Genomic DNA, 23,166 nt, shown 5'->3' on the forward strand with positions numbered 1-23,166 from the left:
TTCACGGGCGCGCTCCAGAGGTGCGGATGGGAAGAGGATCCGCGGGATCGGCGGTTTGGCAGGGCCGCCAACTCGTGCTAAGCGGCTACCGGGTGGGCACTGCGGGCGGTCAGCCGCAGGCCGAGGGCGACTGCCTCGGCGAGGGTGTCGGTGAGGGGGTGGCCGGCGGCGGCGAGCTTGGCGGGGTGGTGGAGACCGCCGGTGTGCAGGACGGCCAGGGCGCCGTTGGCGTGGGCGGCATCCGCGTCGTCGACCGCGTCTCCGACCAGCAGCACCCGGTGGCCCTGGCCGGTGAGGCCGAGGGCGTCGAGGTGGGCGGCCAGCGGTGCGGCCTTGGTGCCGCCGGAGGCGCCCGTGCGGCCTTCGACACGCTCGAAGAAGTGCCCGATCCCGGCCTCCTCGACCTCGCGCACGAGGGTGGTGTGCGGGCACAGCGACAGCAGCGACTGCGTGTGCCCTGCCTCGCGCAGCGCGGCCATCAGCTCGACGGCTCCGGCGCGGACCCGGACGGGCTGGACGCGCAGGTGGTCCAGGAAGGCGTTGTCGCTGGAGATCCATTCCTGCTCGGTGATCGTCCGCCCCAGCAGTCGGGCGTAGAAGTTGGGGATCGGCACGGTGTGCTTGGCCCGGTAGGTCTCCCGGTCGACGGGGGTGCCGCCGAGGGCGGGAAGGGTGGCGTTCAGGGCCTGCACGTGGTCGTCGAGGTCGTCCTTCACCGTTCCGTTCCAGTCCCAGACAACGTGCATGCGAGAGGAGGGAGTTGCGGGCGCGAAGGCGAGGTTCATGGTGATTCTTTCGGCTGGTGAGGGAGGTCAGGCGGACAGGCGGTGGTTGACGCGGTGCAGCAGCCAGAGCGCGGTGCAGGCTCCGGCGAGCGGGACGAGCGCAGCGGGCAGTGGCCCGGCGGAGTCGGCGAGGGAGGCGAGGCCGGTGCCGACGGCCTGGCCGACGCCGATGCAGGCGATCAGCCAGGCGAACGCCTCCGTGCTCTCGCCCTTGGGCGCGAGCCGGTCGACGGTCAGGAAGCCGGCGGTCAGCAGGGGTGCGAGGAAGATGCCGGGCAGCGCGGCGAGGACGACGGCGACGGCGGGCGCGGGGTCCGGCAGCAGTGGCAGCCACCCGGCCGCGAAGCCGACGGAGGCGGTCACCAGGTGCCGGGCCGGAGTGCCGGGCCAGGTGTGGCGGCCGTAGGCGAGGCCGCCGATCATGCTGCCGATCGACAGTGCGGCGGGCATCACCCCGGCCAGCCAGCTGGCGTGGTGGCGCTCGGCGGCAGCGAGGGCGAGCACGTTGACCGCGCCGAGGGCGACACCGATCCCGGCGAGCGCGGCGAACAGGACCCGCAGGCCCGGCACTCGCAGCGGCCCCATCCAGTGCATCCGCTGGGCCGAAGTGTTCGGCGTCCAGGCGAGGGAGGGCTCGGCGGTGATGACCATGCCGGTGCCGAGCAGGCCGAGCGCCGCGGTCGCCACGAGGGCGCCGTGCGGACCGGTGGCCGCCGAGATGCCGGCGGCCAGCAGCGGCCCGGCGATGAACACCAGGCCCTGGGAGCTGCTGTCCAGGGCGAGAGCGGCGCGCTGGCGCTCGGGGTCGGGCAGCAGCACCGGCCACAGGGCTCGAAGCCCCGCCTCCAGCGGCGGCGTAGCCAGCCCGGCGACCACGACGGTCAGAACCGCGAGCACCGGATGGCGTACCGGTCCGGTGCACGGCAGCAGCAGGAAGGCCGCGCTGGCGGCCGGGGCGGCGGTGTACAGGACTGCGGTCTGGCCGTGGCGGTCGACCAGGCGTCCGAGCAGCGGCTGGCCGATCGCTGCGGCGAGCCCGTACAGGGCGCCGAGCAGTCCGGCGAAGGCGAGCGAGCCGTGCTCGGCCCGCACCAGCAGCAGGATCGCGATCGGCGCCATGCCTGTGGGCAGACGGCCGATCAGGGTGCCGCCCAGCAGGCGGGCGACGTGGCGGGTGCCCAGGACAGCCCGGTAGCTGCTGTCCTGGGCCGGGCCGGAGACGGCGGGGGTGGTGCTCAAGGAAGGTCCTTCGGTCGTGCGGCGGTCGGCGGCGCGCGGGCAGGCGCCCGGCGGGCCGGGGCATACGCAGGCATGACAGCCCTCTCGGTTGGTGCGGCTGCCGGGGAGAAGAGTCCGGACAATCCGCGATTTGGTGCGGCCGGGAAAAGCAGGTAGAAGCCGCCTACCGGGCCCGGCAGCGCGGGCAGTCGGGAAAGGGTGGAACCAGCAACTCCAATGCCCTAGAAGCCTGTTGGGGGACGACTCCGTTGCCGAGGGCGGTGAGTTGGGCGGGGCGGCCGAGACTCGGGGTGGCGGTCACCCAGCCCGCCGGAACCCCTTTCGTCGGGGTGGATCTGGGGGCGGGCACTGTCGCACGGGGAGCGCTTCGTCCGCGTGTGCAACTGCTTCTGTAGATTTGTCGGGCATGTCTGGCATGGCGTCTCCCTGAGGTTGGTAGTGCCAGGTGGGAGGCGTGATGGAGGAGTGCCGGTCGTTCTTGGTGAGGCTGCCGTCAGGGGTCAACTACTGGAAGGTTCTTGATGCGGGGCTTCGGCCGGTGGCTGAGGCTGACGAGTTCTTGATCAATGCGCGGTTGGGTCGGGATCTGGCGGAGTCCACGACGCGCGCGTGCGCAACCTCGATCGCGTTGTACCTCCGGTGGTGCGCGCGGATCGGGCTGGACTGGCCGCAGGCGACGGTTCGGCTGGGCCGGTTCGTGCACTGGTTGCAGCACGACGTCGGCGGCGGCGAGAGCCTGGTTGTGCTGGACCGTCCAGTGCGCGGCGCCCGGCGGGTGAACTGCATCCGGTGGCCGACGACACCGCGCTGGACGGCGAGACCACGATGGCGCTCGCCGCGCTGGTGGCCCATCTGGCGAGGGGCGAATAGGAGCAGGTGGTGGGTCTGCGGGGCCGATCGTGCGGCCTAGAATTGAGGGCATGACGGATCCCAGCAGCCCGGCCCCCGATCCGCCGGCGCCAGGCGTGGGCGGCCGGCGTCCAACACGCTCAGCCGGGAGCGCATCCTGGATGCGGCGCTGGCGGTGCTGGAGTCGGAGGGGCTGGAGGCGCTGACGCTGCGTCGGCTCGGCACCGACCTGGGCTCCAACCACACGGCGGCGCTGCGTTACTTCGCCGGCAAGGACGACCTCCTGCTGGGGCTCGCCGAGCGGCTGATCGCCGAGGCGGTCGACGGATTCGAGCCCGGCCCCGGCTGGCGGGCGACGCTGACCGCGCTGGCCCGCCGGGTGCGCCGGGCCTGCCTGGCGCACCCGGCGGTGGCCGTGCTGGTCGCCTCCCGGGTGTCCCGGCGCGACGCGGAGTTCCGGGGTGCGGACCTGGTGATCGGCGCGCTGCTGGAGGCGGGCTTCGGTGCGCAGGAGTCCGCCCACTACTACTGGGCGCTGGTCGACGTCACGCTGACGATGAGCTCCTTCGAGGCGGCCTCGGCTGTCCCTGGACGGCGCGCAGCGGGAGGGCGACCGGATGGCCTGGCGGCGCGAGTACCTGGCCCCCCAGCGCTTCCCTCAACTCGCACTGGTCACACCGTATTTGGCGCTGGCCGACGAGGACGATCAGTTCGAGATCGTGATGGAGCCGCTGCTGGACGCGGTGGCCGCGCGCTCCGGCCGCTGGTAGCCGGCCTGCCGGAGCCCGCCCGCCACCGGCATCGGCGGCACCGCCTCGATCACGGTGGCCGCCGCGAGCACCGCGCCGCTCAGCGCCGCGCCGCCAGGAATCGCTGGCCCTGATGGCGCGGACGCGGGGCATCAGACGGGGCTGGAGTCGCCGAGCGGATGCCAGTTGACGGTGGCCGTCGTCGGGTAGGGACCGCTGCCGCCCCTCGTGTCGACCTCCAACTGGACCCTGCTGCCGCGCCTCACCGGAAGGGTCACCGACAGCTTGTCGGTCCTGCTCGGGTCGGAACGGACCACCGTCGGCTCGCCGTCGATCCGGACCGTCAGGGACTCGGGGTAGCTCTGGGCGTTGTGCAGGACTCCCACGATCCAGCCGTCGGTTCCGGCCGTGAACTCCTTGGTCTTGTTCCCCCCGTTGAGGATGATCGCCTGCCTGTCCCGCTGGATCTCCACCGCGCCCTTGGCGGCGAGGAGGCCATTGACGGTGAGAGCCTTGCCCGTCGCCACGGTCACGTCGCCCTTGGCCTCGATGGTGCCGTTGACGACGAGGCGGGCGACTTCGAGGTCGGGAACGGGAACGGTGACCTGCGTGGACAGGATGCGCTCCACCGTTCCGGTGCCGGCCTGGACGGTGGCGCGCAGGTAGAAGACGGTGCTGTGTCGGACGTCGTTGACGGTGTAGGTGCTCTGGTTGAGCACGTTGACCTCGGCGACGTCGTAGAGCAGCTTCAGCGAGGAGGCCCCGCTGGACTCCCAGTTGAGCTTGACGCTGCCGCCGTTGTCGACGACGAGCCGCTCGGGGATGAAGTTGCGAAGCACGAAGTCGGCGGGGAACTTGCCGACGTCGATGGTCAGGGAGTCGGTGCTCCAGTAGTCCTCGCCGCTGTCGGACCACTCGACGTCGATCCGCAGTGGGGAGCTGCCGACCACGGTGTTGATCCGGAGCCCCATCAGCTGCAGCGTCACGCCCTCGTCTCGGCCGATGGTGGCGTGGCCGGAGGCCGGAGTGAAGGTGACGGTCTTGGTGCTCGTGTTGGTGATGGCGGTCCACCCCGGCAGGCTGATCTGCGGCGTGGCGCTGTTCAGATCGGAGGTGAGGTCCGGGGAGTTGGGTCCCGTGGGGACGTTGAGCACGATCTTGCGGCAGTCGACCGCGAGCAGGCTGCGGCGGCTGCCCACCAGGACGAAGTCGACGCGCGACGGGTCACCGGTGGCGGGCGAGACCCGCACCGGGTCCGGGTTGGTGTTGAGTTCGAAGTGGAGCGGGGGTGCGGCCTCGGTCCCGTTCTTGTCCTCGGGGCCGGTGGTGGTGGTGATCTGCGGGATGGTGGCCATCAGTGCGGGATCTCCCTCTTCGGTGCGGACGGTGAGACGCGTGAAGGTGTGTCAGAGGCCGATGCCGCCGATCGACCACCATTCGAGCACGTGGTTCGGGCTGCCGGCCGAGGTGAGCTGGAACTCGGTCTCCGCGTTGGCGAGGAAGGTGGCCGACTGACCGGGCCCGACGGTGGCGCGGGCCATGACCGTCCCGTAGCGCTTGAGTTCCAGGCTCGCTGTCCCGCCGGTGCCGCGGTTGTTGAGGACGAGGTAGCCCGCGCTGGGCAGGGCCCGTTGGTACGAGCCGGCGGTGATGGTGTTCTTGAGCTGGAACAGGTAGCTGTCAGCGTTCGCGCTCAGCGCCCCGCGCACCTGGGTGGCCTGGACCGTGCCCGTGAACGTGGCACCCTGGCCGTGGACGCTGCCCTCGAACTCCGCCCCCACCCGGAAGGTGGCGTTCCCCGCGAACACGGTGTCGGCAGCGAACGACGCGCCGGCGTCGAACGACGCGGTCCCACGCACCTTCAGGTTCTGCACCTCCAGGTCGGGGACGCGGACGGTCACGGTGGTGGAGAGGATCCGCTCCACGGTGGTGGTGCCGACCTGGACGGTGGCCCGCAGGTAGAAGACCGTGCTGTGGCGCACGTCGTGCACCGTGAAGGTGCTCAGCCTCAGCACATTGACGTCGGCGGCCTCGTAGAGCAGGCGGAGCGAAGATGCCCCGCCTGCCTCCCAGTTGAGCTTGACGGAGCCGCCGTTGTCGATGATGAGGTCTTCGGCGATGAAGTTGCGCAGGTAGAAGTCGGCGGGGAACTTGCCGATGTCGATGGTGGTGGAGTCGGTGGTCCAGTAGTCGTCACCGCTCTCCGCCCACTCGATGTCGATGCGCAGCGGCGAGCTGCCCACCACGGTGTTGATCCGAAGGCCCATCAGCTGCAGGGTCACTCCCTGGTCCCGGCCGATGGTGGCGTGGCCGGAAGCAGGGGTGAAGGTGATGGTCTTGGCCGTGGTGCTGGTGGTCGCCGTCCAGCCGGGGAGGCTGATCTGCGGCGTGCCGCTGGTCAGATCGGAGGTGAGGTCCGGGGAGTTGGGACCCGTCGGCACGTTGAGGACGATCTTGCGGCAGTCGATGGACCCGAGGGACCGCCGGCTGCCGACGATCACGAAGTCGGCGCGCTCGGGATCTCCGCTGGACGGCGAGACGCGCACCGGGTCAGGGTTGGTGTTGAGCTGGAAGTGGAGCGGAGGTGCCGTCCGTTCGCCGTCCTTGGCATCGGACTCGGTGACGGTGATCTGCGCGATGGTGGCCATCAGCGGGCTCCCTGCTCGTTGCCAACGGTGCTGCGGGTGGCCTGGGCGGCGTCCTCCAGGACCAGGAACCCGGTGCGGATCTGCGGGTTCTCGCCGACCGGCAGCGAGGCCGGGTCGGGGACGGTGATGGGCAGTTGGGCCCAGTCGGCCCCGGCGCGCTCGGCCCAGGACCAGCTGCCGGTGGCGGTGGTGGGCTGCGGGAGGGTGGCCGCGCCGTGTTCGGTGGTGGCGATCAGCAGCGGGCCGGTGCGGAAGTTGACGGCCATGTTGGCCAGCGCGGTCTCGGTGAACTGCGGCGGCACCAGGACCGAGCCGACCGGCAGGATGTCGGTGGTGGCGTGCACGGGCGCGCGCGGGTCCAGCAGCAGCGTGACGGTGGCCGAACTCTCGCCCTCGAAGGCGAGCTTGAGGCGCTGGCCGCGGTCGATGGCCCGCAGGTAGCCGCCGTGCTCGCCGCGCGGCTCCAGCACGGTCTCCAGGTGGTCGTAGTCCTCGCCGAGGACGTAGCCGACCAGCCCGTCGTCGGTCTGCAGGGCCTCGCCCAGGCGCACCGCCCACTGGTAGCCGGGCATGTACGGCTCCGCCTGGGCGATGACGTTGCGCCAGGCGACATCGGTGCGCGCCGGGCCGTGCAGCTGCAGGTCCAGCCGGGCCCGGACCAGGGCGAGGGGCCGGCCGAGCAGGAAGGCCAGGCTCTGGTCCTCGGCGCCCTCGGGGTCGATGGCGGCCAGGGTGTCGTCGAGCTGGGCGCGCACCGCGTCCAGGACCTCCGGGCCGAGCCGCTGGATGGTGGCGAGCAGCTGGTGGGCGTGTGGGGAGATCGCCGCGAGCTGCGCCAGCTCCTGGACCGGCGAGCCGGGCAGGGCCGTCCAGTGGACGATCCGTCGGCCGCTCGGGTCGAGCACGGTGCGCAGGTCGCCGAGGGCCTGGCCCTCGGGGTCGTAGCAGGCCAGCGAGCGGTCCAGGCGGTTGTGCAGCAGCCAGGCGCAGACCGGGTTGGTGCCGGGGGTGAGTTCCACGTCCTCGTCGCCGGTCGCGGAGAGGAAGTCGAAGCCCAGCCGGGCGGGTTGCAGCAGGCGGGGGCCGAGCTCGGCGTAGCGGTCGGTCTGGATCTCGCCGACGGCGTGGTCCGGGGTCATCGAGTCGGGCTTCTTCAGCCGGTCGAAGTGCAGCGGGTTGTCGATCAGGTTGACGGCGCGGCCGAACCGGTCCACCACCGAGAGCTTGGTGAACATCAGGTGCCCGGAGCGCAGTTCCTGGAACGCGACCAGGTCGACGTCGTCCCAGTCGTCCCAGGGGTTGATGGGCTGGCCGCCGGGGTCGGGCAGCGGCCCTGTGCCGTCGGCGATCAGATCGCCGAGGCCGCCGGTCGGGATGGCCGAGCCGCCGGCCACCCGCTGCCCGACGGCGGTGCTCAGGCCGTCCAGCCGCTGCGAGAGCTGGTCGAGCTCCCGGGTCTCCTCGCGCAGCCGGGCGATCAGCTCCGCGGGCAGGTCGGCGCGCCCGGCGGCATAGTGCTCGATCTGCCCTTCCTGGTCGTATCCGCTGGTGGGGGTGAGGATCTGACGCCCGCCCACCGTCCTGGGCACCGGCAGGGTGCCCTCGCCGTCCCAGCGGTAGCGGTGGCCGTCGAAGGTCCAGTACTCGGTGCCGTCCGCCTGGAACGGGATGGCGGTGTACTCGGCCTCCCAGAGCAGGTAGAGCGGCTGCCAGGGCTGGCGCCACGGATCGGTGCCGTGCTCGGGCAGCCGGCCGTCGGCGTCCTCCAGGCCGACGCCGGTCTTCCGGGCCTGGTCGAGGATGAAGAACTCGCTGAGCAGCGCGGGGAGCACGGCCGGCAGGCCGGCCGTGTTCACCTTGGCCACCTCGGCGGCCACGCTCGCCGCCGTGATCGAGCCGACCCGGGTGACCAGGCGCTCCTGGACCCGGCACGGCAGGTCGGAGCCACGGGTCATCGGGGCGTTGAGCTTGGCGCCCTGCAGCATCAGCACCGGGTCCGCGCTCTGCTCGAACGGCTCCTCGGGCACCCGCTGCAGCACCTGGGCGGCGCGCAGGCCGTGCTCGGCGGCGTACTCACGGGCCTGCCTCGCAAGCTCCTCCTCCTCGGTGGACCAAGGGAGTTCGGCCCGGGCGGCGGCGACCTGGGTGGCTAGCGCCCTGGTCCGGCCGGCGGCGCCGCTCGGGTACTCGGGGTCGAGCTCGCGCCGGACCGGGGTGCTGAAGACGTCGGGCTGCTTCTTCTCCTGGCTCAACGCCCAGAGCACGTAGAGGTGTTGCCGGGCGCTGTACAACTCGCGCTCCAGCGTGCCGAGTTCCCGCTGGGCCCGGTTGAGCCCGGCGGTGACGTCGGCGGCCCTGCGGCGGTCGGCGGCGCGTTCGGCGGGGCTGCGGGCCGCGCGGGCGGCCTCGGTGTCGCGGTCCACCACCCGCCAGGAGTAGCCGGCGGGGACGGGGCCGAAGCCGGAGTCGTGGCGGGCGCGCTCCGGGAACAGGTCGCCGTCCGCGCGCTCGAAGTCCTCCAGCACCCCGAGTGTGAAGGCGGCGTAGCGGCGGGCGTCCTCGGCACTCAACGCGCCGCTGCCGCCGGCCTGTTCCTGCATCACAGCGGCAGCCTCGCCGACGCTGTTGCCGATCGCGACCGCGATCGAGGCGGCGAGCGGGGAGTCGGACTCGGGGATGCCGCCGTCGGGCCGCCAGGCGACGCTGAGCGCGCTGCCGGTGTAGAGCGAGCGGCGGGGGCTGCCCATGCCGGGGGCCAGGATCCACTCCAACTCTTCGAGCAGTTCGGCGAAGTCCCGCTGGTCGTTGCCGTCGACGACCAGGATGTCGCTGCCCGGGTCGGCGTACCAGCCGGCCACCGAGTAGCTGAGCCGGTCGTCGCCGGTGAGGTCCTCCAGGGTGTCGTGCAGCGAGAACACGTTGCCGTTGTAGGGCTGGTAGACGGAGAAGGTGAGCAGTCCCGGGCCGATGGCGGTGAGGAACGGGGCGGGGGCGTCGGCGGGTTCGCGCCACGGGTCGGTGGCGGTCAGCTCGACTCGGCGCCCGATCTTGGTGGCGGTCGCGGTGGCGGCGTCCGGGGCCAGGTAGGAGACGGTCCCGGTGCTGCGGTCGAGGTGGTCGGACTGCACGACCCAGGACCGCACGCCGCCGTTGGAACGGCGCACCACCAGCCAGCGGTTGGGGACCAGCGGGAAATCGCCGATCTCACCGTCCTCGTCCTGCCGGCCTTGGCACAGCCCCTCGGGCAGCTGCCACTGCAGGTAGACGCCGAGCCGGCGGGCGTCACCGGTCCACATCTCGGTGCCGGCGAACGGCGCCGGCTCGGGCGCCGCGTTGTCGTTGACGAACGGGACGTAGTTGGCGATCCAGCGCTGCATGACGTAGCTGCCGTCGGTGTCGCGGGTCTGCGCGTTGACCGCGAACGCGGCGACCTCGACCGGCACCACCAGCGTGTCGTTGGGCATGGGGATCCTCTTCGGGAGCGTGGAGCGGTGTCGGTGGGGTCAGGGCCGGACGAAGAGCTGCAGCTGCGGCGCCTTGGTCATCTGCAGCGCGAACTGGGCCGGGGACAGGGTCGCCCGCTCGTGGGCGGCGGCCAGTTCGGTGAGCAGGTCGCCGGCCACGTCCAGCACGTCGCGCCCGCCCGGGCGCAGGAAGCGCCGGAAGCCGTACTCCTCGGGGAAGTCGCCCATCGGGTAGCCGATGTCGCCGGTCAGCCGGCGCAGCTCGATGGTGCCGTTGTCGCTGACGCCGAAGTGCAGCCCCTGCGGCGGTTCGGCGAGGGCGAAGGTGTCGATGACCCGTGGGTAGAGCAGCAGCAGCACGTCGCTGCCGTAGTGCAGCCGGTGCACCGGCTCGACCGTGTCCTCGCCCGCGAAAGCGGTCATGATGGTGCGCGGCCAGTTGGGGATCAGTTCGGAGCGGATCAGCACCGCGCAGGCGGGCGGCGCGGGCACCTCGGCCGCCAACTGGTTCAGGTCGGCGTCCAGCGCGTGGCCGACCCCCACGCTGAGCGCGCCGTCGACGGCCGCGCGGATCCATTCCGCGTCCAGGTGGGCGAACCGGATGCTCTCCGGGGGCAGCATCCGCGGATCGGGCACCAGATGGTCGAAGGGGATCATCTCCAGCCGGCTGAGGTTCGCCAACCACTCCTGGACCGGCTCCCGTTCGGGGTCGGTGGCCTCCCGGAGCACCTCGCGGACCCGCTCGGAGGCGAGTTGGGCCCGCAGGTCGGCGGCCGCCAGCGGCAGCGCCGCGGCGGTGCGCGCGGCCGGGCGGTGCTCGGCGGCGGCCAGGTCGGCGCCGGTGCGGGCCAGCGCGGCGGGCAGCGCGGTGCGGATCAGCCGGTCGAAGGCCGCCCGCTGCGGGTTGGCGTTCAGCTGGTCGGCCGCCTGGCGCACGGTGCGGGCCGCGGTGACCAGTTCGGGCCTGGTGGCCAGGCGGCGCACGGCCCGGCGGGCGGCCTTGCGGAACTCCAGCAGCTTGCCGCGGAACGGCGCGTCGGCCATCGCCAGGGTGCGCCCGAGGCTGAACGCGGAGGCGTAGCCGGTGTCGAAGACGCCGTGCTCGCGCAGGTAGACCAGCGCCTCGCCGGCCGACTCCAGGCGCGGGTCGGCCGGTGCGGGCAGCTCCTGGGCGGGGGTGGCGGTGAGCGGGCCCCGGTAGAACGCGAAGCTGCGCTCGCCGGACTCCAGCCGGTGCGGCAGCGCGGTGGCGCCGCTCGCCAGCCGCTGCGGCACGTCGCCGTCGGCGCCGCCGCCGTTCAGTGGCAGGCGCAGCAGCGTGTCGGGGGCGGCGGCCAGGTTGGCCACGACGTCGCCGAAGCCGATGCCGGAGTCCGGCAGGGTCTCGAACGACCAGGTCTGCAGCGAGACCAGGCGCAGGCCCTCGGCGGGCGGGGCGGTGCCGGTGATGTAGGGCTCGAAGCCCTCCAACGAAACCAGGTGAAACACCTGCTGACCACCCGTCGCGGGCGGGAAGCGGTTGGCGACGACCACCGAGTTGAGGTTCTCGGTCAGCGGCTCCGGGTCGGTGCCGGCCACCCGCACGTGGTCGGCGTCCGGCGGGCCGCCCTCGCGGATGTGCGACAGCAGGGCGAGCTCGGCGGGCTCGGGCCGGATCGCGGTGAACAGCTCGGCTGGCACCAGGATGCTTCGGCAGGCTTCCTCGTCCTCGCCGGGCATCAGGCTGTCGGGGTCGATGTCCGGTGCGCGGCCGGCGCCGGCCTGGCCGTCGAGGAGCTGGCGGACGGTGCTGACGGTGACCTGGCCGACCGCCTCGCGGTCGCCGGGCAGTTCGCCCTCGCCGAAGAGAAGCAGCGCCACCCACGGCACGCCCTCCGGGATGTCGCCCTTGAGCCGCCGGGCCCAGGGCAGCGCGGGCGCGTCGAGCGTGATGTGCGGGAGGATCTGGCTGTAGGTGCCGATCGCGCCCGGCACCGGGTAGGCGGCCTGGACCTCGGAGGCGGCGACCGAGAACCGCGGCTGGCGCACGTCGAAGCGCTGGACGCGGTCGGGGAGCGTGCTGCCGGTGTTCAGGCCCTGGATGGTCTCGCTCACGCTGGCGGCGTAGCGGCCAGCGTAGAGCGAGGGGAGGCGGTGGTCGAAGAAGCGGGTGCGGTGGCCGACGGTGGCCATGCGGGTCCCCTCTCAGCTGGCGGCGACCAGCATGGGCTCGGCGGTGAACGCGGTCCGGGCGGCGAGGGCGTAGCCGGACAGGTCGCTGTCCAGCGGGCCCAAGTCCAGGCCGAGGGCGGTGAGCTGGCCCGCCAGCCGGGCGCGGGCGGTCGTCTGGGGGCCGGCGGCGACGGTGTCGGCGATGGTGGCGATGACCCCGCCGGGGCGCCGCGGCACGGTGCCCTCCGGCCCGGCGCCCGGGTCCAGCGGCTGGGTGCCGTCGGGGTAAATCGGGTCGAAGGCCAGTGCCTTCTCGTCCATGTAGCCGGTGGAGGTGCCGTGCCGGGCGGCGGGGGAACTCAGGCTGACGCCGGTGAGCTGGTCCTTCAGCACCTGCTGGTCGCCGTCGGGCAGCGTGCCCTGGGCCGAGGTGCCCCAGAGCTCCTCGGGGACGGCGGCCAGGCAGCGGCTGCGCGACCAGGTCGCGGGGTCGATGGCCGAGCCGTCGTGGGTGAGGGTGACGCGCTGGCTGCTGACCAGGTTCCGTTCCCGCATCGGCCGGATGTTCAGGGCCGAGCCGGTCTCGGCGGCGGTGCTGGAGGTGCCGAGGAAGATCTGCTTCAGCGGGACGGCGCTGTCGGTGGAGAGGGTGAAGCCGTTGGCGGAAACCTCCCAGCCGGCCTCGGCGCCGCGCGCGCTGCCCGGGTGGTGGTCGACCAGCAGCCCGATCCCGGGGGTGACCCGCACGGTGGTGGGCGGCGGCGGGAGCATCTCCTTGAACCCGGCCCAGTCCAGCACCTTGTCGGCGCCCTCCCGGCTCTTGCCGAAGTTGATGGTGAAGGAGATGAACCAGAGCTTGATCTTGGCCTGCCCGCCGGTGGGCGGCCCCCAGATGCCCAGCGCGACGCCGACCTCGACGGTGATGCTCACCTTGACGAAGAGGATCTTGACGGTCGCCGAGACGCCGATCCGCACCTGCAGGCCCACGTCGACGTAGAACGGCTTCCACTGGATCAGCGCGTCGACCTTCGCGATGCACCAGGCCCGGATCACGCCGGAGTGGAAGCGCACGTCCAGCGCGCCACCAGCCATCGCGGCGGCCGGGGTGATCGCCAGGTAGGCGCTGCCGGAGATGGTGACCGAGCCGGTCAGGTCCCAGTCGAAGCCCAGCCGCGGCACCTGCGGGTAGCGGCTCGGGGCCTTGAAGTTGGGGTGGTAGCCGCCCACGGTGTAGACGAAGTCGCCGGCGTGCGGGCTGGGCCCGAACCAGCTGCGGAACGCCACCCCGCCGCGCAGGCGGCAGTTGGGGTCCAGCAGGAAGGAGTTGGGGGTGAGCTCGGCGTCGAACTGCAGCTCGCCCTGGCGGGGCTTGAGGACTGCCCGCAGCGCCGCCTCGATCTGCGCGTACTTGCGCGAGCCGCTCTTGGGCAGCGCGGCGGCGGCCGTGCCGAGCAGCGCGATGGTCAGCTCCGCACCGGTCTGCACGACGGCCATCGCCCGGCCCTCGATCAGCTCGGCGATGGTGAACTTGAGACCGGCGGCGACCCAGAGCTCGTCCTGCGCCGGGGTGATCCAGGCGTCGGGGCCGGTGGCGATCCGGCGCAGGATCTCGATCGGGTTCTCGTTCTCGGCGCCGATCGACCCCGGGTCGTCCAGTGCCTTGAGCAGTGGGAAGTCGCCGATCTCGGAGATCTCGGGCAGCCGGATCCGGCTGTTCCAACCGAGGCCCGCGGCAACGCCGTTGAGCCGGATCGCGGGGATGCCGAACCCGGGGTCGGCGCCCAGGCCGGCGAAGCCGAAGAACGAGGGCTTCGCGCTGGCGGAGTCCGGCACCACGTAGGCGCCCACGCCGCTGCCGTACACGCCCCGGCCGGCCTTGGCGCCGTCAGCCGGGTCGCCGCCGCCGAAGGAGAACATCAGCACGCCGCCGACGACCGACCGGTACGGCGGCTCGGTGGGGAGCTTCCCGAGCCCGCCGGTCACCCGCAGCGGCGCGTAGTCGTAGGCGAGGTTGATGACGGCCTCGTCGTCGCTGATCTCCAGCTCCCAGCGGCCGTTGCCGCGTTCGCCGTCGGCGCCGGCGAGGACGGCGAAGCCGGTCTCGGTGGCGATCGCCCGCACCGGGCGCTCGAAACGGCGTGGCTCACGGGCCGTGCGGGCCGGCAGCGCCCGGCCCAGGCCATCCAGCCGCGACCCGTCGGCCACCACGGCCGGCCGGGCCGGGCGCAGCGGAACCGGCCGCCGGGCGGCACCGGGCAGCAGCAGCCAGGTTCCGGCGGGCAGCCCGCCGAGGTAGGGGCCGGGCCGCGGAGCGTCCGACTCACCGGCGAGGGCGATAAGTTGATCCTGCGTCAGCTGATGGTCCGTGCAGATCACCTGCCAGCCGTCCGCCTCCGCCAGGAACGCGCGTCCGGCGCCGGTCAGGATGCGCACGCGCACACCCGGCCCCTCGGCGGTCAGCGTGCCGCCGGTCGGGACCGCGGTGATCGTGACCCGCTTGACCGGCGGCCCCGGCAGCGGGGGCACGTCGAGCCCCAGTCCCCCGGCCAGCAGGTGGGCCGGTGCGCCGGCGCCGCCGATCCGCAGGTCGATGGTGAACGCGCTCGCTGCGACGCCGTCCGGGCTGATCGCCAGTTGCAGGGCGGCCGGCTGTGCGGCGAACGGCACCGTAGCCGTTCCCGCTGCTCGCAGCGCCTGCGGGTCCCCGCCCTCGCGGACGAAGCGCAGCACCCCGTCGGGGAACAGCGCCCGCACCGCGTCCTCGCCGAACCCGAGGGCCTCGACCGGCAGTTCCACCTCCTGACCCAAGGTCGTGTCCAACAGCTTGCGCAGCGCGTCTAGGTGGACCGCCACAGGTGCTCCCTTCGCTGCCGCCCGCGCCGCACGGCGCGGACTCGCCTGGTCTTGCCCTGATCTCGCCAAACTGCACGTGCCGCCGTTCCAGGTGCCCGTGGGGCGACTCCGGATGGGCCAAGGGCGCGTCGAGCAGCTCGATCGAGCACCCTTGGTGATCAACTCGAAGCAGAGGGTATACGAAGTGGCTGCCCACCGGTCAGAGCGAAACCAGGACGGTCCCGGCATCGCCGCGTGTCCACCGGCGGGCGCGCGCCCCCTGCGTCCGGGCCGCGGGTGGATCCCCGTCGAGATACTCGCAAGTAGCCCGGAGGAGAGCTGACTGTTCGTCAGTTCCTCACTCTTTCGAGTGAAGACTGGAAATTTCAATTGACGGGGAGTGTCGAGCGTTCACAATCCGGCGATGCGTCCGGCGGCGAAGCCGACGCAGCCCGGCACCAGGACCGCGATCACCAGGGCAACCGAGCCGGCCTCGATCACCGCGACCGGGCGGCCACGGCTTCGGCGCCGCTCCCCAGCCGCGCGGTCGCGGCGGCCGTCGCGGCGCGGCCGGGCAGGGCCAGCGCGGGGAGCATGCCCGCCAGGCAGATCGCGGCGGCCACCAGGCAGGCGATGTGGAAGCCGTGCATGAAGGAGTCCTGAACGGCCGTCAGCAGAGCGGGTGTGTTCGTTGAGCCCGGCGCGGCGGCCGGCGACCGAGACGTCTTTGACAGGGGAAGCCGGCCGCAGGGCCTTCGCATGGGCGTGGAGGGCGAGCGACTCCTGGACGGGGGTGTTCACGGGGGGCTCCGAACGGGATGGCGAGGGCTGGCACGGACAGTCGGGCCGATCAAGGCCGCACCGGCGGGCAGGTCGGCGCGGCTGGGTGTCGCAGCCGGTGGGCCGGACCGGGGTGTGCTGCGCGAGAGCGCGGCGCCGACCCGGGCTGCGGGATCGCCCTGGGGCCACGCAGGGGTTGGGAGCGTGGCCGCACGCCACCGGATCCGAACCTCGTCCAGCGGGCCAAGGGCGTGCAGGGCCTGGCTGATGAGGCGGCCGGGTGCCAGGGTCTCGTCCTCGGCGAGCGTCTTGATCGACGCGGCGGCCTGGGCGGCGGTGCGAACGACCGCGGATCGGATGATCTGGTCGCCCAGCCACTCGGCGGAGCCGACACCTGGCCCGCCGAAGAGAGTGTCGAGCTGGTCCTGCGTCAGCGTGCCGTCGGCCAGCAGGCCCCGCCGCTGGACCTCCCACAGGGCGGTCACCTGGTCGATCGGCTCGCCCCGGTGATGGAGCGCACCCAGGCAGCGGTAGAGCTGGCCGTGACCGGCGTCCGCGAAGTCCTGGGGCCGCAGCCAGCCGTAGACCTCCTCCATCGCCGCAGGCTGATCGATGAGGACAGCCAGGAGGAACCGCTCGTCCTCGGTCCGCTCCGACCTGACCAGGGTTGGTGCCGGAACCGGGCCAGGCCGGGGCGCCGGGCGCAGTTCGGTGCCCCAGCGGCGGGACAGGTCGCCGAGCACGTCCGCCAGGACGTCGACATGGTGCAGAACACCCTCCACCTGCTGCTGCTCGGCCTCCATCCGGGCGGCGTGTTCCAGGCGGACGGCATGCTCCGTCACGGTCCGGTGAATGGAGCCTTCGAGCACCATCCGCCCGTAGACCGGCGCGTGCTCGGGGCGGGGGCAGGCGGCGATCAGGGTGTGCGCGTACGAGGCGGTCAGCCCGCGCACATGGCGGCCAGCCTCAGCGACGGTATCGGTCACCCACGACAGCGGCACCTCTCCTCGCACGCCGAGAGCAGCCAGCCCGGCTGACTGGAGCTTGCGCATCGCGGCGAACAGCGCCCGGTGTGCGGGCCGGTAGAAGTCGGCGGGGGCCAGCCAGCGGAGCGTGTCGAGCTGGGCCGGGTCCAGGAGGACCGCACCGAGCACGGCCTGCTCGCCCCTGAGTAGCGGGTCCATCACCGCACCCCCGTACGTGCGGCGGCGCACTTGGTCAGCAGCCGGGCGACCTCGCGGTCGGCGGCAGCCATCGCGGCGGCGAAGCGGTCCAGCTCACCGGTGAAGGTCGGGTCGGTGGCGAGGATCGAGCCGGCACCGGTGACCAGCCACCACTGGTCGCCCCGGCGCACGACTGGAGAGCCAGCCAGCCGCTCGGGGCGCGGCACCCGGGAGGTGTGCTTGAACATGGGTAACTCCTTCACATGGCAGGGGATTCAGGCGGCGAGGGCGAGATCGGCCGTAGCGGGTGCGCCGGAGCGGCAGGCCCACGGGGAGCAGCCGTCCGCCTCCCCCTTCTCCAGCTCGGCGTCGGCGATGGCGTCGAAGATGTCGCCCTGGCGGCCGGACCACTCATGGGCGGTGACCCGGTCGATCGGCGCCTCGTCGAGTGGTCGGCGGCTACGGTGCAGATACGCCTGGCCGAGCAGCGGCGTCCCTTCCGCGGTCGCACGCGCGTTGCCCGCCCGGATCGCGCTGTCGAAGGCGACGACGTCGCGCCACTCCTCGGGCGAGCCGTCGCGCAGGGCCCGCCACTGGGAGTTGCCGTGGTAGGGGCATCCGAGACAACTGCTCTTCGGGGTCGATTCGAGGCCGCGCGAGCGCAGCAGCCGCAGACAGTCTGAGCGGGAGAAGCCCTGCTCGATCAGGGGGAAACGATTCTTCATGTAGGCGACGTCAGCGTCCTTCGCCCGGTGGAACTCGTCCGTGCTGATGCCGATCCACTGCTCGACGAATACGCCGGTCGGGATGCGCAGTGGGTGCGGGTGGCCGAGGAGTTCGCGGACCTTCTCCTTGATCGGTTTGATCTTGTACTGACCCGTGCACTGCCTGCGCGACATCCCTTCGCCGCCATCGGAGTTGAGGATGTGCAGCGGCATCGACGTGAAGCGCTTGGCCGGGTCGAGGGCGTCGTTGCGGATGTTGCCGGAGGAGACGCGCAGGATCGGGATGCCGGCGGGCTCGGCGATCTCCCGCTCGAGCCGGTCGAGGTGCTCGTAGACGGCCCGGGGCTCCCAGCCGGTGTCGGCGAAGATCGCGACATCGAGACCGGGTAGGTGACCCTCGGCGGCCAGGAGCAGGAGAACAGAACTCTGGACGCCCGCGCCCAGGGAGAGGACCCGGAGCGTGGGGCCGCCAGTCGCGAGTGCCGCGCGGCCGTGTGCGGTGGGCAGGGTGGAGATGGACATGGGGAGGCTCTTTCGGGTGAGGGGTCAGCGGCTGTGCCGGGAGGCGGCCGGTTGCGCCGGGCGTGTGCCGGCTGGGGGCACCGCTGGCGCAGGCACAGAGCCTGCGACGGTGCGGGCGGGTGAGGTCGCGGAGGCGGCGCGCACCCTGGCCTCATCCGGCGCCGCGCGTTCTGCGGCGCGCAGCGTCCGGGCGGTTTCGTTGAATCGGCGGTGGGCAGCACCGGGGCCGTCCGGGGCCCACCGAGCCGCGTTGTCGGTGAGAGCCGGGGCGAGGGCGGCCACCTCCTCCTCGGGTACGTAGCCGAGGGCGAGCAGCCGGAACTGTGCAGACCACAGATCCAGGTACCAACTCCCGTCATGAAGCTGGAGCGCCTGCACGTGGGTGGCGTCCACAGAGGGCCGGTACACCCAGGTGCGTCCCCGGCTGCTCCAGCCGGGCCCGACGAACGCCGGATTGGTCAACGCAATCTCAGGCCCGGATGATTGGCCGACCCACGGATGGAGCAGAAGAGCCGTATTTAGCCTGCTCACGACGCCAGCCCGAAGTCGTCGCGGTCAACGGCCTTGGCCAGGGCACGCTCTGTGATCGCCGTGGTGGCGCGGGCGGAGGCCGGGCCGATGGTCTTGGCGGAGGGCTCCTTGTACCAGGGCTTGAGGTCGAGCATCGCCACCCGCATGCCGGTGGCGAACAGCAGCACCTTGCCCTTGGGCAGTGCGCGGATGGCGTCCGGCGGCAGGATCCGCTCGGTGCGCATTGACACTGAGGTGGACTTGCCGCCGTCGGAGGTGGACACGGAGGTGGTCTGCACGTCGTGTTCGCCGATCTGCCGGGAGAGCTTGTCCGCCCAGTCGGCGTCGTCGATGCCGCTGCCGACGATCTTGACGGTCGCAGCGCTCCAGAGTGCGTCCATGCCGGCCTCGCCCCAGCAGCGCTGGCCCTGCCGGTAGGACTGCAGGATGGTCATCGGGATGACGCCCCGGCTGCCCAAGTGTGAGTAGAGGTCCGGGAGATCCGAAATTTTGCAGACGTTGGCGGCCTCGTCCAGGACGCACAGCGCGGGCGGGTCGAGGCGTCCACCGGAGCGCTCGGCGACGATGACGGCCGCGCGCATCACCGCGTCGGCCGCTGCCGCGATGATCGCCGAAGCGGATCCGCCACCGTCCTTGCTGAGCAAGTACAGGGTGTCGCGCGAGGTGGCGAAGTTGAAGGGCTTGAACTCCTTCAGGCCCTCGGTCGGGGTGACCCAGGCGGCGATCTCCGGGTCCAGCAAGCAACTCGCGTACTGGCGCGCCGTCTCGTAGATGCCGTCCCGCGTTTCCGTCGCGCCGCTGACGGTGCCCTGGAGCTGGGCGGCGACGGCGTGGTGGCCGGCGTCGGAGAGCAGGTCGACGGGGGTTCGGTCGGCCGGGGAGGCGAGCCAGGCCAGCACGTCGGTGATGGGGCGCCGGTGGCTGGAGGCGGCGAGGAACAGCGCGCCGAGCGTGTTGCTCGCTGCGGTGCTCCAGAAGTCGCTGCCGCTGGACTCGTCCACGGAGGCGGTGACGAAGTGTCCGGCGAGCCGCTTGGCGCCGGCGAGGTCGCGGGCGTCGGCGAGGATGTCCCACCACATCGTCCGCGGGTGGTGGGCGATCTGCTGCGGGTCGAGCGTCCAGACGGTGCCCACCTCGGCGCGGGCGTCGACGGTCGTGGTGTAGGCGTCCTTCGCCGCCTTGTTCGACGTCAACAACACCGGGCCGGGGGCTGCGAGGATCGCGGGGATCGCCAGGCCGGAGGTCTTACCGGATCGCGGCGCCATGATGGCGACGACGACGTCCTCCCAGGAGGCGCGGACCTCGGCCCGGCCCGGGGAGAGCGTGCCCACCAGGATGCCCCGGTCGTTGGGTGCGACCTCTTTTACACTCCCGGCCGTTCAGGCTCGGGCGCAGGCTGCGGGCCTTCGCCGTGACGTCCTTGTCGAGCAGCGGGGCGAGGTCGGCCTTGCGGGCGAGACCGGTCTTCGCGCCGCCCCGCCAACGCATCCACAGCACCAGGCCGGTGGTGACCAGGGCGATGTTCAGCAGGCCGGGGATGAGGCGGGCGCCGACCAGCAGTGCGGGGGAACTGAGATGCGGCCACAGGAGCTGGGGGTGCAGCAGGGCGTCGGTGACCCGGAATGGGGTCCACGGCCCGGTGCCGACGAGGGCGTTGGTGAGGTTGCCGGTCAGCCAGGCGAGCGAGCCGAAGCCAAGGGCGGCGCCGAGGACGCCGAAGAGGAGGTAGAGGAGCGCGTCGGACCCGGTGGTGGTCGACGGCGCGCTGGTGCGCGGGGAGGGCAAGGCGGATCCTGGTGGGTGCGAGCGGGCGGGGGCGGGGCGCGCTCGGCTCTCGTACGGTTCACGGGGCTGTTCCTTGCGGATCTAGAGGGAACGTTTCAGCTGGTGGCGGCGGCCGGAGCCGGGACAGCGGACGGCTGGGCGGCGGAGACGTTGTCGTGGAGGTCGAGGAGGTTCTCGCCGATGAAGCCGTAGACCGAGGTGATGGTGTCCAGCCGCCGGGCGATGCTGAGGAACTGGTCGGCGATGGCCCCGGCTTCCTCGGTGTCGAAAGCGGCCAGGTTGTGGGCGGCGGTCCGGGCGAAGTTGTCGACGGCGAGTAGGACGCCCTCGCCCTCGTTGAAGATCGTGTCGGCGATGCGCGCGATGTCGGCGGCGTCCTCGCAGTGGTACAGGGAGTCGGAGAGCTGCTCGATGGCGGCTTCGAGGGATTCGGTGGGGCTGAGCCGGTAGGTGAACCGTTCGGCATGACCATGGATCGTCTTCAGCTCGGGCGGCATCGCCATCACGTACCGGGCAGCGCGGAGCATGTGGTCGGCGTATGCCAGCACGTCCCGGGTCGCTTCGAGCTCCAGGCCGCCCGGCAGGGAAGGGAGGGCGGAGGGTGTGTCCGCGCCGTGGGTGAATCCGGCGTGCGCGAGGATCTCGGCGACCAGTCCGGGGTTGGAGTCGGCCTCGGCAGTGAGGTTGCCCTGCGCGTTCCAGGCGAAGGTGACCCGGGGTGCGGGGGTGAGGCTGTGGAACATGGGATTCTCCTAACCAGAAGGGGAGTTGGGGCGATTTCGTGACGCTCAGCGGGTGCGGCCGGAGGGTGGTGCCGCTGGCGCGGTGGGCGGGCTGGCGGTCGGTTCGCGGGCGAGGCGCCGGGTGCGGCCGGGCGGCGCGCGGGAGCGTTGGGTGAGGTTGAGAGGGCGGCCTGCCGCCGGTTCCTGTCGTGGTCGGCCTCGGCCGGGGAGCCGGCGCCCATGACGTCGTGCAGCAACTCCCGGGTGCGCAGGGCCCGGACAGCTTCGTGCTGGCTCGGGTCGCTGCGTTCGGCAGGGCAAGCGGCGACGCCCGCGATGGCCGCCTCCAGATCCTCCTGGGCCTGGGCCAACCCCTGGTGGGCGGAAGCCAGACGTGCCCACACCTCGAAGGTGGAGTTGTGGTGCGGGTTGTCGAAGCTCAGCCGGGCTCGGGTCCAGTCCGCGGTCGCGGCGACCAGCTCGGTCAGCTGAGGCAGGGGGCCCACCAGCGCGCCGGTCGTCTCCTCAATGATCCCCGCTACTTCCCGGGGGCTGGCGCTCTCCTCCAGCCGGGCGATCATCCCGGGCACGGAGTACGGATCGGCGGACGGCGGGGGGAAGTAGCGGACCTGGAGCGGCGGGTCGGCGACCGGCGCCGGGCCGTAGGCGAGACGGATGTTGTGCTGCATGGCAGCGCCGATCGCCTCACCGATAGAGGAATAGTGGTCGGGCACGGCAACTCCACTGCAAAGATCGGACGTTGGGTGGGGGCGAGCAGTCCGGGGAGGCGCGGCTCACCGCGTCCGAAGGCCGGTGGACGGTGCCGGCACCGGGAGCGCGGGCGCGGCGGTGGCGGGAGGCGTCTTGCCGAGCGCGGCTGATGCCCGGAGCACGGCGGGTGAGGTGGCCAGGGCTGCGCTGGTAGTGGCCGTTGTGAGGTTGCCGGCGGCCAGGGTGGTGTCGGCGGGCGCCTGGTGGGTACGGGCGCGCTGGACCTCGTCGAGCACGCCTACCAGCTCGCTCTGGGCGGCGCAGACGAAGTCGGCAGCAAACCCGAAGCGGTCGGAGAGCGCGAACTGCTCGGGGTCGAGGTCGGTGATCTGCTCGGATGCCGCTTCCAAGGCTTCCTGTACACGGGCGAGTACGCCGTCGTCGGGGTCGAGAAGCTGGTCGAGAGCGGCAGCGGCCTCGGCGGCAGTGGCGGCGCCGCGGATTCGGTCGGTCAGTTCCAGGACCTGTCGGCCGGCCACCTTGCGGCCGAGCGGGTCGGTGGGTGTGGTCACCTGAGCGGTGTCCAGAGCCGGGTCGAGGTCGACGTTGTAGCGGGCGGCGCGCAGCATCTCGGCGGCGTGCGTGGCGATGGAGGCCCGGTCGGTGGGGGCGGTGGTGGTGGGCAGCCGGTGGCGGCGGCCGTGCCAGTCCTCGATCTGCCGGAATCCGGCGTGCCTGAGCAGGGTGGCGGACAGGTCGTCGCTGGCGCCCTTGGCGGCGACGCTGCCGCTCGGCTCGATACTGATGGTGATGACCGGGGCGGGCATCCGGTACTCCTTCGCGGTGGTGACGGAACGGACGGACTGCGGGAGATGGCCCAGTTCGGTGGCGATGCGGTGGCATTCGGCCTGCACGTGGAAGGCGTCCCGGTAGGAGCGGTGCACCTGGCCGTCTTCGCGGACGACGGTGGCCACGATGTGCACCGAGCGGGCGAGGTTGCGGATCGCCACCCACCGGGAGCCGAGCGGGTCGTCGTCGGGGGCGAGCCCGGTGGCGGTGACCAGGCGCCGGGCGACGTCGCTCCATTGGGTGTCGGTGAGGTCCGGGCGGCGGGGGTCGGAGCGTACCGAGCACATCCACACCGGCTGCTCGGGTGCGCGAGCACCGAGCCGGGCAGCTGGGTAGTCCAGCACGCCGCCGCTGAGGGCCTCCTGGGGGTCACCGAGGAGGGGCAGCTGGGCGTCGGCGCTGCGGTACTCGGCGGCGATGAGCCAGGGGCGCAGGTGATAGCGAGGATCATCGGGCCCGTAGAGGGCGGGAATCAGAGCGGCCGTGGTGGCGGCTCGCTGCAGATGGGCGATCACGGAGTCCCCTCCCGGGTCGATCGACGGCGCGCCCCCGTGGGCGGCCCGGCACGGGAGAGGATCCGCAGAATCTGCGGCTTGGTCTGGCCGGGGAACGGTGGTAGAAGCGCGGCGCCGGACCGAGCCGCGCCGTGCCGGAGCGGGGT

General features: G+C 72.4%; 14 protein-coding genes and 1 pseudogene. 1 reads left to right on the top strand and 14 read right to left on the bottom strand.

Features of this window, described 5'->3' with window-relative positions; translation table 11 throughout:
• Nucleotides 1–77 precede the first annotated feature (77 nt).
• Together OG455_RS38095 and OG455_RS38100 are read right to left on the bottom strand one after the other, a co-directional pair.
• Nucleotides 78–746, bottom strand: a complete 669-nt coding sequence (locus tag OG455_RS38095) for an HAD family hydrolase (protein WP_266301338.1) — start codon at nt 744–746, stop codon at nt 78–80.
• Between the two features lie 66 nt (nt 747–812).
• Nucleotides 813–2,024, bottom strand: a complete 1,212-nt coding sequence (locus OG455_RS38100) for an MFS transporter (RefSeq protein ID WP_266301339.1) — start codon at nt 2,022–2,024, stop codon at nt 813–815.
• Nucleotides 2,025–3,048: 1,024 nt separating this feature from the next.
• Between OG455_RS38100 and OG455_RS38105 the strand changes: the two genes are divergently transcribed.
• The gene (locus OG455_RS38105) at nt 3,049–3,756 is read left to right on the top strand and encodes a TetR/AcrR family transcriptional regulator (protein WP_266301340.1); all 708 of its coding nucleotides are present in this window, start codon (nt 3,049–3,051) and stop codon (nt 3,754–3,756) included.
• An 18-nt stretch (nt 3,757–3,774) separates the two neighbouring features.
• Here the strand turns inward: OG455_RS38105 and OG455_RS38110 are convergent, their stop codons facing one another.
• The 12 genes and pseudogenes from OG455_RS38110 to OG455_RS38165 form a co-directional block, all read right to left on the bottom strand.
• Entirely contained in the window at nt 3,775–4,977 is a 1,203-nt protein-coding gene (locus OG455_RS38110; RefSeq protein ID WP_266301341.1) for a hypothetical protein, read from the bottom strand.
• A gap of 51 nt (nt 4,978–5,028) precedes the next feature.
• On the bottom strand, nt 5,029–6,270 hold the full coding sequence (locus OG455_RS38115) for a hypothetical protein (RefSeq protein ID WP_266301342.1): 1,242 nt from the start codon (nt 6,268–6,270) through the stop codon (nt 5,029–5,031).
• Entirely contained in the window at nt 6,270–9,734 is a 3,465-nt protein-coding gene (locus OG455_RS38120) for a hypothetical protein (RefSeq protein WP_266301343.1), read from the bottom strand. The genes OG455_RS38115 and OG455_RS38120 overlap by 1 nt, the downstream gene beginning before the upstream one ends.
• A 39-nt stretch (nt 9,735–9,773) precedes the next feature.
• On the bottom strand, nt 9,774–11,906 hold the full coding sequence (locus tag OG455_RS38125; RefSeq protein WP_266301344.1) for a hypothetical protein: 2,133 nt from the start codon (nt 11,904–11,906) through the stop codon (nt 9,774–9,776).
• A gap of 12 nt (nt 11,907–11,918) precedes the next feature.
• Nucleotides 11,919–14,738 carry a DUF6603 domain-containing protein gene (locus OG455_RS38130; protein WP_266301345.1) on the bottom strand — a complete coding sequence of 940 codons (2,820 nt, stop codon included), beginning with the start codon at nt 14,736–14,738 and terminating at the stop codon, nt 11,919–11,921.
• A gap of 476 nt (nt 14,739–15,214) precedes the next feature.
• Nucleotides 15,215–15,367, bottom strand: a complete 153-nt coding sequence (locus OG455_RS38135) for a hypothetical protein (protein ID WP_266301346.1) — start codon at nt 15,365–15,367, stop codon at nt 15,215–15,217.
• 147 nt (nt 15,368–15,514) lie between these two features.
• Complete coding sequence (locus OG455_RS38140; protein ID WP_266301347.1) at nt 15,515–16,681, bottom strand: DnaB-like helicase N-terminal domain-containing protein; 1,167 nt, start codon at nt 16,679–16,681, stop codon at nt 15,515–15,517.
• Nucleotides 16,681–16,908, bottom strand: a complete 228-nt coding sequence (locus OG455_RS38145; RefSeq protein WP_266301348.1) for a hypothetical protein — start codon at nt 16,906–16,908, stop codon at nt 16,681–16,683. The genes OG455_RS38140 and OG455_RS38145 overlap by 1 nt, the downstream gene beginning before the upstream one ends.
• A 27-nt stretch (nt 16,909–16,935) precedes the next feature.
• Entirely contained in the window at nt 16,936–17,907 is a 972-nt protein-coding gene (locus OG455_RS38150; RefSeq protein WP_266301349.1) for a phosphoadenosine phosphosulfate reductase family protein, read from the bottom strand.
• 527 nt (nt 17,908–18,434) lie between these two features.
• Nucleotides 18,435–20,223 (bottom strand): annotated as a pseudogene (locus OG455_RS38155) (type IV secretory system conjugative DNA transfer family protein).
• 95 nt (nt 20,224–20,318) lie between these two features.
• Complete coding sequence (locus OG455_RS38160) at nt 20,319–20,966, bottom strand: hypothetical protein (RefSeq protein ID WP_266301350.1); 648 nt, start codon at nt 20,964–20,966, stop codon at nt 20,319–20,321.
• Between the two features lie 773 nt (nt 20,967–21,739).
• A complete protein-coding gene (locus OG455_RS38165; RefSeq protein WP_266301351.1) occupies nt 21,740–23,020 on the bottom strand; it encodes a hypothetical protein in 1,281 nt (426 codons plus the stop codon).
• Nucleotides 23,021–23,166: the final 146 nt, after the last annotated feature.

Source organism: Kitasatospora sp. NBC_01287, assembly GCF_026340565.1.
Taxonomy (GTDB): domain Bacteria; phylum Actinomycetota; class Actinomycetes; order Streptomycetales; family Streptomycetaceae; genus Kitasatospora.